At 69.5% G+C, this 14,546-nt stretch carries 13 protein-coding genes and 1 pseudogene; 8 read left to right on the plus strand and 6 right to left on the minus strand.

Features of this window, described 5'->3' with window-relative positions; translation table 11 throughout:
- From J7E96_RS27900 to rarD, 3 genes and pseudogenes are all read left to right on the plus strand, one after another.
- Nucleotides 1-754, plus strand: a pseudogene (locus J7E96_RS27900) (2-oxoglutarate ferredoxin oxidoreductase subunit alpha); the annotation flags it as partial.
- On the plus strand, nt 747-1,805 hold the full coding sequence (locus tag J7E96_RS27905; protein ID WP_215135072.1) for a 2-oxoacid:ferredoxin oxidoreductase subunit beta: 1,059 nt from the start codon (nt 747-749) through the stop codon (nt 1,803-1,805). The pseudogene J7E96_RS27900 and the gene J7E96_RS27905, both read left to right, overlap by 8 nt.
- A gap of 182 nt (nt 1,806-1,987) precedes the next feature.
- Complete coding sequence (rarD, locus tag J7E96_RS27910; protein ID WP_215135074.1) at nt 1,988-2,989, plus strand: EamA family transporter RarD; 1,002 nt, start codon at nt 1,988-1,990, stop codon at nt 2,987-2,989.
- Between the two features lie 217 nt (nt 2,990-3,206).
- Here the strand turns inward: rarD and J7E96_RS27915 are convergent, their stop codons facing one another.
- On the minus strand, nt 3,207-4,652 hold the full coding sequence (locus J7E96_RS27915) for an MFS transporter (protein ID WP_215135077.1): 1,446 nt from the start codon (nt 4,650-4,652) through the stop codon (nt 3,207-3,209).
- Between the two features lie 90 nt (nt 4,653-4,742).
- Between J7E96_RS27915 and J7E96_RS27920 the strand changes: the two genes are divergently transcribed.
- Nucleotides 4,743-5,219, plus strand: coding sequence for a helix-turn-helix domain-containing protein (locus J7E96_RS27920; RefSeq protein WP_215135079.1), 477 nt, complete (start codon nt 4,743-4,745; stop codon nt 5,217-5,219).
- A gap of 1 nt (nt 5,220) precedes the next feature.
- Here the strand turns inward: J7E96_RS27920 and J7E96_RS27925 are convergent, their stop codons facing one another.
- Nucleotides 5,221-5,856, minus strand: coding sequence for an ABATE domain-containing protein (locus J7E96_RS27925; RefSeq protein WP_251070551.1), 636 nt, complete (start codon nt 5,854-5,856; stop codon nt 5,221-5,223).
- 251 nt (nt 5,857-6,107) lie between these two features.
- Between J7E96_RS27925 and J7E96_RS27930 the strand changes: the two genes are divergently transcribed.
- Nucleotides 6,108-6,314 carry a hypothetical protein gene (locus J7E96_RS27930; RefSeq protein ID WP_215135083.1) on the plus strand — a complete coding sequence of 69 codons (207 nt, stop codon included), beginning with the start codon at nt 6,108-6,110 and terminating at the stop codon, nt 6,312-6,314.
- A gap of 167 nt (nt 6,315-6,481) precedes the next feature.
- Nucleotides 6,482-7,801, plus strand: a complete 1,320-nt coding sequence (locus tag J7E96_RS27935; RefSeq protein ID WP_215135085.1) for a M28 family peptidase — start codon at nt 6,482-6,484, stop codon at nt 7,799-7,801.
- Nucleotides 7,802-7,972: 171 nt separating this feature from the next.
- On the opposite strand, the gene J7E96_RS27940 is transcribed toward J7E96_RS27935, so the two are convergent.
- A complete protein-coding gene (locus J7E96_RS27940; protein WP_215135087.1) occupies nt 7,973-9,214 on the minus strand; it encodes a DUF2092 domain-containing protein in 1,242 nt (413 codons plus the stop codon).
- A gap of 243 nt (nt 9,215-9,457) precedes the next feature.
- Nucleotides 9,458-10,207, minus strand: coding sequence for a dienelactone hydrolase family protein (locus J7E96_RS27945; RefSeq protein WP_215135089.1), 750 nt, complete (start codon nt 10,205-10,207; stop codon nt 9,458-9,460).
- A gap of 109 nt (nt 10,208-10,316) precedes the next feature.
- On the opposite strand from J7E96_RS27945, the gene J7E96_RS27950 reads away from it, so the two are divergent.
- On the plus strand, nt 10,317-10,799 hold the full coding sequence (locus tag J7E96_RS27950) for a MarR family winged helix-turn-helix transcriptional regulator (RefSeq protein ID WP_215135091.1): 483 nt from the start codon (nt 10,317-10,319) through the stop codon (nt 10,797-10,799).
- 25 nt (nt 10,800-10,824) lie between these two features.
- Here the strand turns inward: J7E96_RS27950 and J7E96_RS27955 are convergent, their stop codons facing one another.
- Both J7E96_RS27955 and J7E96_RS27960 read right to left on the minus strand, forming a co-directional pair.
- Entirely contained in the window at nt 10,825-11,766 is a 942-nt protein-coding gene (locus J7E96_RS27955; protein ID WP_308296173.1) for a CHRD domain-containing protein, read from the minus strand.
- Nucleotides 11,767-11,893: 127 nt separating this feature from the next.
- Nucleotides 11,894-12,904 (minus strand): polyprenyl synthetase family protein, encoded by a 1,011-nt coding sequence (locus J7E96_RS27960; RefSeq protein ID WP_215135093.1) that lies wholly within the window; start codon nt 12,902-12,904, stop codon nt 11,894-11,896.
- Between the two features lie 287 nt (nt 12,905-13,191).
- Between J7E96_RS27960 and fahA the strand changes: the two genes are divergently transcribed.
- The gene (gene fahA, locus J7E96_RS27965; RefSeq protein WP_215135095.1) at nt 13,192-14,418 is read left to right on the plus strand and encodes a fumarylacetoacetase; all 1,227 of its coding nucleotides are present in this window, start codon (nt 13,192-13,194) and stop codon (nt 14,416-14,418) included.
- Nucleotides 14,419-14,546 lie beyond the last annotated feature (128 nt).

A 14,546-nucleotide genomic window follows, 5' to 3' on the forward strand; every position in this document is an offset into this window, starting at 1 on the left:
GGCCCCGGTGCCGATCGTGGCGCCGAGGACCCCCGCCGACTGCTTCGACGCGGCCATGGACGCGGCCCGGATCGCGCTGACGTACCGGACGCCGGTGTTCCTGCTCTCCGACGGCTACCTGGCCAACGGCAGCGAGCCGTGGCGGATCCCGGAGATCGACGAGCTGCCGGACCTGCGCGTGCAGTTCGCGACCGGCCCGAACCACGAGCTCGCCGACGGCACCGAGGTCTTCTGGCCCTACAAGCGCGACCCGCGGACGCTGGCGCGTCCGTGGGCGGTGCCCGGCACGCCGGGCCTGGAGCACCGTATCGGCGGCATCGAGAAGCAGGACGGCACCGGCAACATCTCGTACGACCCGGCCAACCACGACTTCATGGTCCGCACCCGCCAGGCCAAGATCGACGGCATCGAGGTCCCGGACCTGGAGGTCGACGATCCCGACGGCGCCAGGACGCTGGTGCTGGGCTGGGGCTCGACGTACGGGCCGATCACGGCCGCCGTACGACGGCTGCGCGCGGCCGGGACGACCGTCGCGCAGGCTCACCTGCGCCACCTCAACCCGTTCCCCCGGAATCTCGGTGAGGTCCTGGGGCGTTACGAGAAAGTGGTCGTGCCCGAGATGAACCTCGGACAGCTGGCCACCCTGCTCAGAGCCAGATACCTGGTCGACGCCCACTCGTACAACCAGGTCAACGGAATGCCGTTCAAGGCCGAGCAGCTCGCCACGGCTCTCAAGGAGGCCAACGATGCCTAAGGCGAACGAGACGCTTTCGCTGGTCCCCAAGGCCGAGGCCAAGCAGTCGATGAAGGACTTCAAGTCCGACCAGGAAGTGCGCTGGTGCCCTGGTTGCGGTGACTACGCGGTCCTCGCCGCCGTGCAGGGCTTTATGCCCGAGCTCGGGCTGGCGAAGGAGAACATCGTCTTCGTCTCCGGGATCGGCTGCTCGTCCCGCTTCCCGTACTACATGAACACGTACGGGATGCACTCGATCCACGGCCGCGCCCCGGCGATCGCGACCGGCCTCGCCTCGTCGCGGCGTGACCTGAGCGTGTGGGTGGTGACGGGTGACGGTGATGCGCTGTCGATCGGCGGCAACCATCTGATCCACGCCCTGCGGCGCAACGTCAACCTGAAGATCCTGCTGTTCAACAACCGGATCTACGGGCTGACCAAGGGCCAGTACAGCCCGACGTCCGAGCTCGGGAAGATCACCAAGTCGACGCCGATGGGCTCGCTCGACGCGCCCTTCAATCCGGTGTCGCTGGCGATCGGCGCGGAGGCCAGCTTCGTCGCCCGTACGGTCGACTCCGACCGCAAGCACCTCACCGAGGTGCTGCGGCAGGCCGCCGACCACCCCGGCACCGCGCTGGTGGAGATCTACCAGAACTGCAACATCTTCAACGACGGCGCGTTCGAGGTCCTCAAGGACAAGGAGCAGGCCGAGGAAGCCGTGATCCGGCTGGAGCACGGGCAGCCGATCCGCTTCGGGGCCGAGGGATCGAGGGGTGTCGTACGGGATGCGGCCACCGGCGATCTGAAGGTCGTCGCGGTGACCGCCGACAACGAGTCGCAGATCCTGGTCCACGACGCGCACGCCGCGTCGCCCACGACGGCGTTCGCGCTCTCGCGCCTCGCCGACCCGGACACGCTGCACCACACGCCCATCGGGGTGCTGCGCAGCGTCGAGCGGCCGGTCTACGACACGCTGATGGCCGACCAGCTCGACACCGCGATCGAGCAGAACGGCAAGGGCGATCTGAGTGCGCTGCTGGCGGGCAATGACACGTGGACCGTCGTCGGCTGACACGGCGCTGTTGCCGACAGGAGGGGCGCCCGGTCCTGAGGGACCGGGCGCCCCTCCTTTTGTGTCTCCCTGCTTTTGTCTCTCTGCGCGAGATGTAATGACCGTATTGAAATATGGGCATGACACATGGGCCGGGTCGGCGCTACCGTCAGCACGATGATGTGTGCGGGTCGGGAGGGCCAGTGAAGTCGGTCAACGAACAGCGGTCGGGGTTGCTGTACGGCATCGGCGCCTATGGGATGTGGGGCCTCGTGCCCCTGTTCTGGCCCCTCCTCAAGCCCGCCGGCGCGATGGAGATCCTGGCGCACCGGATGGTCTGGTCGCTGGCTGTCGTCGGCGTCGTGCTGGTGGCGGTACGCCGGTGGGCGTGGATCGGGGAGCTGGTCCGTCAGCCTCGCAGGCTGGGGCTCATCGCCGTCGCCGCGACCGTCATAACCGTCAACTGGGGCCTGTACATCTGGGCCGTCAACAACGGCCAGGTCGTCGAAGCGTCCCTCGGCTACTTCATCAATCCGCTGGTCACCATCGCCATGGGTGTCCTGCTGCTGAAGGAGCGTCTGCGGCCGGCGCAGTGGGCGGCGGTCGGGATCGGCTTCGCGGCGGTGCTCGTACTGGCCATCGGATACGGGCAGCCGCCGTGGATCTCCCTGATCCTGGCGTTCTCGTTCGCGACGTACGGCCTGATCAAGAAGAAGGTCAACCTCGGCGGCGTGGAATCGCTGGCCGCCGAGACCGCCATCCAGTTCCTGCCCGCGCTCGGCTATCTGCTGTGGATCGGCTCGCACGGGGGTGCCACCTTCGGTGCACAGGGGGCGGGCCATGCGGCGCTGCTCGCCGCCACCGGCATCGTGACCGCCGCGCCGCTGGTGTGCTTCGGCGCGGCGGCGATACGGGTGCCGCTGTCGACGCTGGGGCTGTTGCAGTACCTCGCACCGATGTTCCAGTTCGGGCTGGGTGTCCTGTACTTCCACGAGGCGATGCCGCCGGAGCGGTGGGCGGGCTTCTCGCTCGTCTGGGCGGCGCTGGCACTGCTCACGTGGGATGCGCTGCGGACGGCTCGGCGGGGGCGGTGGGAGGCGGGCCGGTTGGCTGCCGTCGCGTTGACCGGCGCGGGTGCGGGTGGCTTGCCCAGCGCTGCGGGCCCGGCGTCTGAACCCGCGCCGGCGGCCAAGTCGGCCCGCTGAGGCGGGGGCGGCCCTGCGGGGCTGTTCCCCACCCCGCCCCTTCCCGAACCGGGGCAAGCCCCAGCCCCCAGACCACACAGACGCCCTTCGGGCGTGTCCTCAAACGCCGGACGGGCTGAAAGTTGCCGCTCAGCGGCACCCTCCAGCCCCTCCGGCGTTTGAGGAGCGGGGTCTGGGGCGGAGCCCCAGTCCGGAAAGCCCCCGGCAGGGCCCCGCCCTACGCCACCGGAACCGACCCGGGCCGGGCCTGGGCGGCGGTGCCGAGATCAACGGGCTCCACCAGTCGCCCACCCCGCCGCCCCCGCAAGCCGAACGCCGTGATCGCCGCGCCCACCACCACCATCGCCACCGGAACCGTCAGCGCCGCCCGGAACGCGCTGAGAGTCGACTCCGGCGAGCCGTCACCGCCCGCCGCCACCAGGCCGTACACCGCCGTCACCGCCGAGATCCCGACCGCGGAGCCGAACTGCGTCGCGGTTGCGAGCAGTCCGCCCGCGACACCCTGCTCGCTCTCTTCGATGCCGTCCGTCGCGGCGATCGTGAGCGGCCCGTACGCCAGGGCGAACGCCGTGCCCGTCAGGAACAGCGTCGGCAGCATCGCGGCGTACGACCAGTGCAGCCCCACCGGCAGGAACAGCACGTACGACACGATCGCCAGCAGGAAGCCACCGAAGATCACCCGCGCGTTGCCGAACCGGTTGACCAGGCGCGGCGTCAGCGTCGGCGCCAGCACCGCGTCCGTGCCCATGACCACCAGGGCCAGCGCCGTCTCCAGCGAGGACCAGCCGCGCAGTTCCTGCAGGTAGAGGGTGACCATGAACTGGAAGCCGAAGAAGGAGCCGACGAAGAGCAGCGCCCCCAGGTCGGCGCGGACCATCGACGCCTTGCGCAGAATGCCGAGCCGTACGAGCGGCGCGGCCGAGCGGCGCTCGATCGCGACGAACGCCGCCGCGAGCAGCAGCCCCGCGGCCACCGCGCAGGCCGTGAACCACCAGCCGTCGAAGCCGTGCTCCAGCCGTACGATCGCGTACGCCAGCAGCAGCATCGCCCCGGCGGCCGTCGCCGCACCGGCCAGGTCGAAGGCGCCGCTGCGGCGGGCCGGCCGCGCCTCCGCCGGGAGCAGCCGCAGCGCCGCGATCAGGATGAGCCCGCCCAGCAGCACCGGTGCGAAGAACACCCACCGCCAGCCGAGCTGGGTCAGCAGCCCGCCGATGACCAGGCCGAGCGTGAACCCGCCTGCGGCCGTGCCGGCGAAGACGAGCAGGGCCTTGTTGCGCTGCGGACCCTCCTCGTACGACGTGGTGATGATCGACATCGCGGCCGGAGTCATGAAGGCCGCCGCCACGCCCGTCACGAAGCGGGCGACGATCAGCATCCAGCCCTCGGTCGCGAACCCGCCCAGCGTGGAGAAGCCGAGGAAGACCGTGAGCCAGGTGAGGAACATCCGCCGTCTGCCGAACAGGTCCGCCGCGCGCCCGCCGAGCAGGGTGAATCCGGCGTATCCGAGGACGTACGCGCTCATCACCCACACCGCGGTGCCGGTCGGCAGCTCCAGGTCGGATCTGATGGACGGCACGGCCACCGACAGCATGGCGACGTCGATGCCTTCGAGGAAGATGGTGCCGCAGAGTACGAGTAGCAGTGCCCAGGCGCGTCGAGTCATGGGTGGTGACCCCTCACATCAAGTCAGTTATCGGAATGCCGGTCAGTTCTCTCTTGTAACCATTGGCATCCTGAGGCAGCATCACGACCTATGGAAGAAGGCACTTTGAAGTCACCGAGTTACTGCGAAGTCACCGACTCCCAGGGGGCGTACGGCGACACCGACCCCTTCCAGTGGGACACCCGCGAGGACTGCGAGGTCCGCCAGATCCTCGACCGCGTGGCCGACAAGTGGTCGCTGCTGGTCATCGCGCTGCTCGACAGCCACGTGCTGCGCTTCACCGAGCTGCGGCGCAAGATCGACGGCATCAGTCAGCGCATGCTGACGGTGACGTTGCGCCAGCTGGAGCGCGACGGGCTCGTCAAGCGCACGGTCCATCCGGTGGTGCCGCCGCGCGTGGAGTACGAACTCACTCCGCTCGGGGCCACGTTGCACACGACGATCCGCTCACTGGTCACGTGGACCGAGCAGCACCAGAACGAGATCGCGGCTGCCCGCGCGGACTACGACGCCCGTACGGCGGCCGACGAGGAAGCGGCGCCCGCCGCCGCCACGGCCGCGAACTGATTCACTCAGCGAGCGCGACTCGGCCGACGTCGCTCCGGCGGGCCCGGTGGGCACGCGCCTTGTTGCGGTTTCCGCAGCGTTCCATCGCGCACCAGCGGCGGCGGCCGGGGCGCGAGGTGTCGACGAAGAGCAAGTAGCAGTCGTGCGAGCCGCATTCGCGGATGCGGTGGGCGTACGGACCGGTGAACAGGTCGATCGCGTCGCGGGCCACCGTCGACAGCAGCTGGGTCCCCGTGGCGCCGGGCACCCACGCGCGTACGGCGCCCACGCCCGTACCGATGTCGATACGGGCGGCCAACGGCTCCCGCGCCGCCCGCTCGTTGACCACGTCGAGGTCGGCGGCGGCCAGCGCCCGGCCGTGGGCGCGGTCGGCGGCCAGCCGGTGGAGCGCGTCGCGCAGGGCGCGCGCGTCCGCGAGCTCGCTCGCGCTCACGGCCGGGCAGAGGGCGTCCGGGAGCCTGCTCCGCTCCGCCCAGCGCACCAGATCGGCCGGCTTGTGCAGCACCTCGTAGCGGGCAAGCAGCCCAGGGCCTCCGGTCGGCAGCAACTCAAGGCAGAGGGCGCCCGGATCGAAGAGGAACGGGCGACCCTCCGGCGTGCGCAGGATCAGTCCGGGCATGTCCGTCGCGGGCTCCATCACATAACCACTATAACTGGTTAGCATGACACCGTGTCGGGATGCTCGCGTCGTCGCCAACTCCCGTGCGTCTAGGCCGACTTACTAACCCGCCGCGCATGGCGGGATCCGGTCGCCGTCCGGCATCCGGACGACGCGTACGCCCCGCACGACACGTACGAGAAAGCTCTGACTTGGCTCAAGTCGGGGTTGGCCTACCCCGCCGGGCGGCATGGTCGATTGACCAGTTCGACCGACCGACGGGGGACCTGATGAAGGACGTCATACGCCCGGCCGCCGCGGCACTCGCCGCGTTCGCCTTTCTCGCCGGCGCGGGGGCCTGCACCACGCCGCCGCCCCCTCCCGAGCACCGACTCACCGCGTCCGCGGCTGCCGCCCTGACCGACCAGGGCGCGGCGGTCTCTCCACCTCGCGCGCCGTCCGGTATCCGAACGTCGATGACCGGTTTCCGCTCTTGACGCAGAGTCAAGCTCTCCCTGAACATTCAGCACGCACAGCTCACGCGTAGCTCACGCACAGCGCATGCACGAACAGCTCCAACAGCTCCAACGCCCCGCGCCGCCACCCGCGTCGAGGGGCGTCTCGCACGTTCCGTCTGTCCCCGTACGGAATCCGGAGCCCCCACATGAACCTCTCCAGCCCCAGACGCACAGCCAGAGCCACCGCCGCAGCCGTCGCCCTCGCCCTCACCGGTCTGGTCGCCGCCACCGCGCCCTCCTCCGCCGCCACCCCGGCCGCGGCGCTCGCCGTCCCCGACATACCCGTGGCCAACGTCAAGGCCCACCTCACCCAGCTCCAGTCGATAGCCACCGCCAACGGCGGCAACCGCGCACACGGCCGCCCCGGCTACAAGGCCTCCGTCGACTACCTGAAGGCGAAGCTGGACGCCGCCGGATTCACCACCTCCGTCACGACGTTCACCTCCAGCGGCGCGACCGGCTACAACCTGATCGCCGACTGGCCGGGCGGCGACCCGAACCAGATCCTGATGGCCGGCGCGCACCTCGACTCGGTCAGTTCGGGCCCCGGCATCAACGACAACGGGTCGGGCTCCGCCGCCGTCCTGGAGACCGCGCTGGCCGTCTCCCGCGCCCAGCTCAAGCCCACAAAGCACCTGCGGTTCGGCTGGTGGGGCGCGGAGGAACTCGGCCTCGTCGGCTCAAAGGCGTACGTCAACAGCCTGCCCACCACAGAGCGTTCGAAGTTCTCCGGCTACCTCAACTTCGACATGATCGGCTCGCCGAACCCCGGCTACTTCGTCTACGACGACGACCCCGCCATCGAGAAGACCTTCAAGGACTACTACGCGGGCCTCGGCGTCCCGACCGAGATCGAGACCGAGGGCGACGGCCGCTCCGACCACGCGAACTTCAAGAACGTGGGCATACCGGTCGGCGGCCTCTTCACCGGCGCCAGCCGTACGAAGACGAGCGCCCAGGCCCAGAAGTGGGGCGGCACCGCCGGTACGGCCTTCGACCGCTGCTACCACTCCTCCTGCGACACCACGGCGAACATCAACGACACCGCCCTGGACCGCAACAGCGACGCGATCGCCCACGCCATCTGGACGCTGGGCACCGGGCCGACCGTCCCGCCCGGCGACGTACACGAGAACACCACCGACGTCGCCGTCCCGGACAACGGCGCGCCCGTCACCTCCTCCGTCACCGTCTCCGGCCGTACGGGCAATGCCCCGGCCGCGCTCAAGGTGGGCGTGGACATCAAGCACACCTGGCGCGGTGACCTGGTGGTGGACCTGCTCGCGCCCGACGGGACGGCGTACCGGCTGAAGAGCTCCAGCAGCAGCGACTCGGCGGACAACGTGATCGCCACCTACACGGTGGACGCGTCGAGCGAGCCGGCCAACGGCAGCTGGAAGCTCAGGGTCCAGGACATCGCCGCGCAGGACACGGGCTACATCGACAGCTGGAAGCTCACCTTCTGATCCAGGCCGCTTCCTGTACGGCCCGGCCCCGGCGGGGGGCCGGGCCGTCTTCCCCGAGCCATTGGGCCGTCGACGGCGCAAGCTGCCCGCCGCGGATACGTTTCGTGAGCCCACGTGTGCCGATCACGGCCTCACCACCCACGGCGGACAGCCCCTGCGTCCCGGCTCCGCCTACTTGGCCGCGTTGGCGGCCTGGACCAGCGCGTCGGGGGTGACGGCGCCGACGTACACCTTGCCGTCGTCCGTCATCAGGGCGTTGACGAGACGGGTCTTGAAGACCGTGCCCGAGCCGAACTTGCCGGACACCTTGTCACCCAGCGCGTCCAGGAACTGCTGCGCCTCCGGCGGTACGTCGCCCTTCTCGGGCGCCTTGGAGCCGGCGCCGTCACCTGCTTCGCCGCCGGGGGACGAGATCTCGGCGACCGAGGTCCAGCCCTTGCCGATGACGTTGAGCCCTCCGAAGTCCTTCAGGTCGGCGTCACCCTTGAACTCCTTCTCGAAGTCCTTCTCTTGGGACTTCAGCTCGTCGTCCCCCTCGGTCACCTTCGCGCCCTTGGGCGGGCTGAACGTGAAGGTGTCCGCGGACGGCTTCGCGAAGTCGACCTTCGTGAAGCCCGCGTCGATCACGGCCTTGCCGCCGCTGCTCGGCGTGAGCGTGAACTTGAGCGGTACGCCGTTCTGCGCGTCGACCGCGACCCGTATGGACCCGATGGTCGAACCGGACTGCTTGGGCTTGATGAGCAGCTGGTACGCGTCCCGGCCCGCGACCTGCGCCGTACCGTCGACCGTCACCGATGTGGTGTCGTCCGCGGCCTTCAGCGCTTCCTCGGCCAGACCCTTAGGGGTCGCCGGAACCGCCTCAGGGGCCTTCTCGTGCTTCCCCAGGTCCTGGGAGTCAGCGGGCGCCTTCGTGTGGAACGCCTCGTTCGAGGCACTGTCGTACGCCCAGACCTCGCCGGCGTTGTGAATCAGGCTGTACTCCGCGGTGTCGTCCAGGATCGACACCCGCTGCTTGTCGGGGCCGTCGGCCGCGACGCGCAGGGTGTGCGTACCGGAGGCGAGTTCCATCAGCTTGGCCTGCGGATCGGCCGACGAACCCGCACCGTCGGTCTCGCCCTTCGGCGCCAGACTTCCGGCGAGGCCGCCGAGCGACGGAATGCCCAGGTCGTTGTTGATCTTCACCGTTCCGGAGAGCTGCTGGGTGTCCGACGCCGCGATCTTCTCGATCAGCTGCTGAGCAGTGATCTTCGGCAGTTCCGGATCGCCGGAGTCGGCGAGCGCCGGGACGAGCCCGATGGTCGCCGCCGCCACCCCCGCCACCGCGACGGGAACGATGTAGCGCGCGGCCCTCCGGCGGCCCGCGGCAAAGGTGTTCCTGCCCTCGGTGGTCTGTGCGCTGTCGTTCGGTGCCATGTGTGCTCTACCTCCGTGGTTGGCGGCCGCCGTCCATTGCACTCGTCCACCCCGCGCCGCCATTCTCACCCGAATTGGTGGGGAGTGGTGGTCCCAATCTGACCAAAACGGCGGCCAGGAAGCGTCAGACCCCGGGCTCAACTCCTGTACTGCTAAGGGATGACACACGGCGTCGGCGCCTACCCCGCGAGGGAGAGGAGACGCCGATTGCCCCTTGCATCCAGTTGCCATCCTGGCGGAGCCTCAGCTGTTGCCCAGGGTGCGGTCGAGGAGGGCGAGCAGGCGGTCCCAGTGGCGCTGCAGTGCGGAGGGGTTGAGGGCGTCGGTGTCGGACATGGTGAAGCCGTGGACGGTGCCGGGGTAGATCTCGGAGGTGTGGTCGACCCCTGCGGCATCCAGGGCCTGGTTGAGCTCGCTGATGGTCTCGGACGTCATGTCGCCTTCGGCTAGGCCCAGGTGGACCTCGGCGGTGAGCTTGAGGAAGAGGCGGTGCGGGCTGTCGGGCGCGTCGGTGACCAGGGGGCTGGGATGGAATCCGGCGACGGCGGCCACCTGGTCGGGGTGGGCCGCTGCGGTGCGCATCGCCAGGCCTCCGCCCATGCAGTAGCCGATCGCGGCTACCGGTCCGGCGCCGACCGCGGGCTGGGTGGTGAGGAAGCCGATGTAGGCGCCGGCGTCGCGCAGGACCCGTTCGGTGGTGTGCGCCTCGATCAAGGGCATCAGCTGGGCGATGACCGCGGGGCGGATCTCTTTTCCGATGTGCGCGGGAAGTTCGATCACTGGTGCCGGGCCGTGCCGGTAGTAGAGGTTGGGGACGAGCACGTAGTACCCGTGCCCGGCCAGTTCGCGGGCCATTTCCTTCAGCACGGGCCGCACGCCGAAGGCGTCCGCGTACAGCAGCACTCCCGGGTGCTGCTCGCCGTGGTCGGGATAGGCGGCGAAAGCGTCCGCCTGGCCGTCCGTGGTGGGGATCCGCAGTGTCCTGGTGGGCAAGGTCTTCCTTCCTTGGAGTTCACTCGATAAACGTTTATCTCACTAACGTTTTCGGCGCGAGTGACCGTACATCGTTAGTGGGACTAACGCAACGGATAGGATGGGCTCCATGACCAGAACCGAAGCCGCGGACATGCCTGGCGACGGCGAGCCCAAGACGCCCGACAGGCTGCGTCGGCGGGCGAGCCGACTGTTGTCGCAGCTGACCATGCGGTCCGATCGGCTGATCGCCGAGGGACTGGCCCGGGCCGACGCCCGCAAGTGGCACTACGCCGTGCTCGCCTCACTGCAGGAGTACGGGCCGGGCAGCCAGGCGGAGCTGAGCAGGCGCTCCGGCATCTACCGCAGCGACATGGTCGGCGTGCTCAACGAACTGGCCGAGCGTGACCTCGTCGAGCGGGCACCGGATCCCGACGACCGGCGCCGCAACATCATCACGATCTCCGCCCAGGGCCGCCGTCACCTACGCCTCCTCGACAAGGTCCTGGACGACCTCCACGACGAACTGCTCACGCCGCTGAGTCCGGCCGAACGCGACCAGTTCACGCAGTTGCTCACTCGCCTGCTGGACCACCACACCCGGGCCTCCTGAGCCGCGTAGGGGCGGGGAGCGGAAGTCAGCGCTGGATGAAGACGTAGTCCGCCTGGTACGGAACGGCCGCCAGGGAGCCCGCCTCGCAGTCGCCGGCCGGCGCCACGCCACCCACCGTGTTGAGCCGCAGGATCTCGGTCGTGTGCGCGAAGAGCCCGTGCTTCTTGCCGGACCGCTTGGCCTGGAGGTCGAGTTCCGGGATGTTGCCGGCACCGTTCGCACTCTTGCTGATGAGCGAGCCGGTGACCGCGCTACGGTCATGGGCGATCCACTGCGGCGTACCGGAGTTCGGCCGTACGAAGGAATGCGCGATACCGCCGGCGAGCACGGCCCGTACGTCACGCTGCTGGAACGAACTCTTGCCGTCCGTCCCCGTCTTGCACTCGTAGATCTGCTCGCCCTTGACGACCGGCGCCTGGAAGTTGCTCAACGCGCGGTCGAAGTGGAAGCCGTTGGTGACCCTGTGGAACTGACCGCGCACCGCACCACCCGGGAACTCGGCGGTGTGCAGATTGGCGTAGAAACCCGCGGGGTCGGACGTGAAGGCCTTCAGCACCGCCGCGTCCGTGTCCGCGACCTGGACCGACCCGGTCGCGGTCCGCGCCTTGCCTTTCCCGAGCTGCTCGGTGAAGTCGATCTTGAGGCCACCGTTGACGCCCTTGCCGCCCTGGTGGACGTGGAGCGCGGTCGGCTTGTCGGTACCGCGCCACGTCACGGCGAACGACACCGTGCGGCCCTGGACCTTGACGAACTCCAGCGCGGCGCCGTCCCTGTCGCCGGTGGCGGGACCGCCCTGGACAGGCACCTCGTTCGCACCCCTCAGACTGGCCACGAAGTACGACGCGTCGCCGCTGTCCCTCTCGGATGCGACGGCCGGAATCGCGGCGAGCATAACGCCCGCCGCTGCCGCGACCGCGGTGGTGCTGATGACGCGCTTGGATGTACGAAGCTTCGCGATACGACCCACAGCCGGACATCTCCCCGTTCCAGTGCCGCCGTCCCCTGCGACGACTTCTGGGCATGAATACGGAGCGAATCCAGACCTGGACTCAGCGCGACAATGTGATTCGAGTCACATCACGCCTGTCACCGCACTAGCCCGCGCGGTGCACCACCGCGTCACACAGCTCCTCCAGAGCCGACTTCGCGTAGCACTCGGGCAGGGGCGCCAGCGAGGCCCGCGCCTCCTCGGCGTACCGGATGGTGTCGCGTCGCGCCTGCTCAAGCGCCGGGTGCGCGCGCAGCCGGCGCAGCACCTCGGCGAGCCGGGCGTCGTCGGTGAGGTCGCCGTCCAGCAGCTCGCACAGCTCGACGTCTTCCGGGCGCCCGTGCTCGGCGGCCTGCGCGCGCAGCAGCAGCACCGGCAGCGTGGGGATGCCTTCACGCAGGTCCGTGCCCGGCGTCTTGCCGGACTCGTGGCTGTCGCTCGCGATGTCGAGTACGTCGTCGGCCAGCTGGAAGGCGGTGCCGAGGCGCTCGCCGTACTGGGTGAGGATGTCGACGACGCGCTCGTCGGCGCCCGACATCATCGCGCCGAAGCGCCCCGAGACGGCGATCAGCGAGCCGGTCTTGCCCGCGATGACGTCCAGGTAGTGCTCGACGGGCTCCTGGCCCTCGCGCGGTCCGGCCGTCTCCAGGATCTGGCCGGTGACGAGGCGTTCGAACGCCTCCGCCTGGATCCGTACGGCTTCGGGCCCGAGGTCCGCCAGGATGTGCGAAGCGCGCGCGAAGAGGAAGTCGCCGGTGAGGACCGCGACCGAGTTGCCCCAGCGGGCGTTGGCGCTGGCGACCCCGCGGCGTACGTCCGCCTCGTCCATCACGTCGTCGTGGTACAGCGTCGCCAGATGCGTCAGCTCGACGACCACGGCGGAGGGCACGATGCCCGGCGCGTAAGGGTCACCGAACTGCGCTGCCAGCATGACCAGCAGCGGCCGGAACCGCTTGCCCCCGGCCCGGACCAGGTGCCGCGCGGCCTCCGTGATGAAGGGAACCTCGCTCTTGGTAGCGTCGAGCAGTCCTTCCTCGACGGCTGCCAATCCGGTCTGGACATCGGTCTCAAGAGCCTGGTCCCGCACGCTCAGTCCGAACGGCCCGACGACGGTCACGAGGGTCACTCCTGTCTGCTGACGATCACACGGATTGTCGATGTGTCGCTGTCTTCACTCAAGTCAGCGTATCCGGTCCCCTTTCGATCACAGTGAGCGCCTTCCCGTCGCCTCCCGCACTGTCCGATGCGCCTGATATGTGCCGCCCGAGGAACCCCGGCGAAGTGAGGCCGGATCCCCACTCCAGGAAGGCGTTTTCGGACATTGCGAACTCTTTAGGCACTGCCGTCACGGGCAACACCCACGTAACGTGTTCTCCTCACGACCTGGAAAGCGAGGCAGCACCGATGCCCGAGCAGAGCCCGCTCGACCTTGCCGAAGGCGACCCCTTCGGCCCGCACAACCTCCCTTACGGCGTCTTCTCCACCGCGGAGGAGCCCGAGCGCCGCCGGGTCGGTGTCCGCATCGGCGGCCATGTGCTGGACGCGGGGGCGGCCGCTCTCACCCTGGGCTCTCCGTACGCCGCGCTGCTCGCCCAGCCGTCGCTCAATCCGCTGCTCGCGGCGGGGCGCACCGCATGGCGCGACGTACGCCGGGCGCTCACCGCATGGGTCACAAGCCCCGCGCACCGCGCCGAAATTGAGCCCCTGCTGCACCCCGTCACGGCGGTCACTCTCCACCTCCCCTACGACGTGGCCGACTACGTCGACTTCTACGCGAGCGAGCACCACGCCACGAACGTCGGCAAGATCTTCCGCCCGGACGGCGAAGCGCTCACCCCCAACTGGAAGCACCTGCCGATCGGTTACCACGGCCGGGCCGGCACGGTTGTGGTGTCCGGTACGGATGTGGTGCGCCCCAGCGGCCAGCGCAAGGCCCCGGCGGACCCGGCCCCGGTCTTCGGCCCTTCGGTCAAGCTCGACATCGAGGCGGAGGTCGGCTTCGTCGTCGGCACCCCTTCCGCCCACGGCACCCCGGTCCCGCTCGCGGACTTCCGGGACCACGTCTTCGGCCTGTTCCTCCTCAACGACTGGTCGGCGCGGGACATCCAGGCCTGGGAGTACGTGCCGCTCGGCCCCTTCCTCGGCAAGTCCTTCGCCACTTCCGTGTCAGCGTGGGTGACCCCTCTGGAGGCCCTGGACGCGGCCCACGTGTCGCCCCCGCCCCGCGACGTCCCCCTTCTCCCTTACCTCGACGACTCGGCCGAGGAGGAGCCCGGCGGCTACGACATCCGCATCGAGGTGAAGATCAACGGCGAGGTGGTCTCCACTCCCCCCTTCGCCACCATGTACTGGACGGCGGCACAGCAGCTGGCCCAGATGACGGCGAACGGCGCGTCGCTCCGCACGGGTGACCTCTTCGGCTCCGGCACGGTCAGCGGCCCCGAAGTGAACCAGCGAGGCTCCCTCCTCGAACTGACCTGGAACGGCCGCGACCCGCTGGAACTGCCCACCGGCAAGCGCACGTTCCTGGAGGACGGCGACGAGGTAACGATGACGGCCTGGGCCCCGGGCCCCCACGGCACGAGGCTGGGCCTCGGCGAGGTAACAGGCCGAATCGCCCCTGCGGTCTAGCCCCCACCGGGGATCCCGCTGCGCCCCGGGACGCCCTTCGGGCGTGTCCTCAATCGCCGGACGGGCTGGATTTGCCGCTTGCGGCAATCTCAGCCCGTCCGGCGATTGAGGAGCGGGGTCTGGGGCAG

Source organism: Streptomyces sp. ISL-96, assembly GCF_018614035.1.
GTDB lineage: Bacteria > Actinomycetota > Actinomycetes > Streptomycetales > Streptomycetaceae > Streptomyces.

Bases quoted from the DNA above. Each gene is read 5' to 3' on its own strand.
- J7E96_RS27930 (WP_215135083.1), top strand. From the start codon at position 6,108: ATGAAGGACGTCATACGCCCGGCCGCCGCGGCACTCGCCGCGTTCGCC.
- fahA (WP_215135095.1), top strand. From the start codon at position 13,192: ATGCCCGAGCAGAGCCCGCTCGACCTTGCCGAAGGCGACCCCTTCGGC.
- J7E96_RS27905 (WP_215135072.1), top strand. From the start codon at position 747: ATGCCTAAGGCGAACGAGACGCTTTCGCTGGTCCCCAAGGCCGAGGCC.
- J7E96_RS27935 (WP_215135085.1), top strand. From the start codon at position 6,482: ATGAACCTCTCCAGCCCCAGACGCACAGCCAGAGCCACCGCCGCAGCC.
- J7E96_RS27920 (WP_215135079.1), top strand. From the start codon at position 4,743: ATGGAAGAAGGCACTTTGAAGTCACCGAGTTACTGCGAAGTCACCGAC.
- J7E96_RS27915 (WP_215135077.1), bottom strand. From the start codon at position 4,652: ATGACTCGACGCGCCTGGGCACTGCTACTCGTACTCTGCGGCACCATC.
- J7E96_RS27940 (WP_215135087.1), bottom strand. From the start codon at position 9,214: ATGGCACCGAACGACAGCGCACAGACCACCGAGGGCAGGAACACCTTT.
- J7E96_RS27950 (WP_215135091.1), top strand. From the start codon at position 10,317: ATGACCAGAACCGAAGCCGCGGACATGCCTGGCGACGGCGAGCCCAAG.
- J7E96_RS27925 (WP_251070551.1), bottom strand. From the start codon at position 5,856: ATGGAGCCCGCGACGGACATGCCCGGACTGATCCTGCGCACGCCGGAG.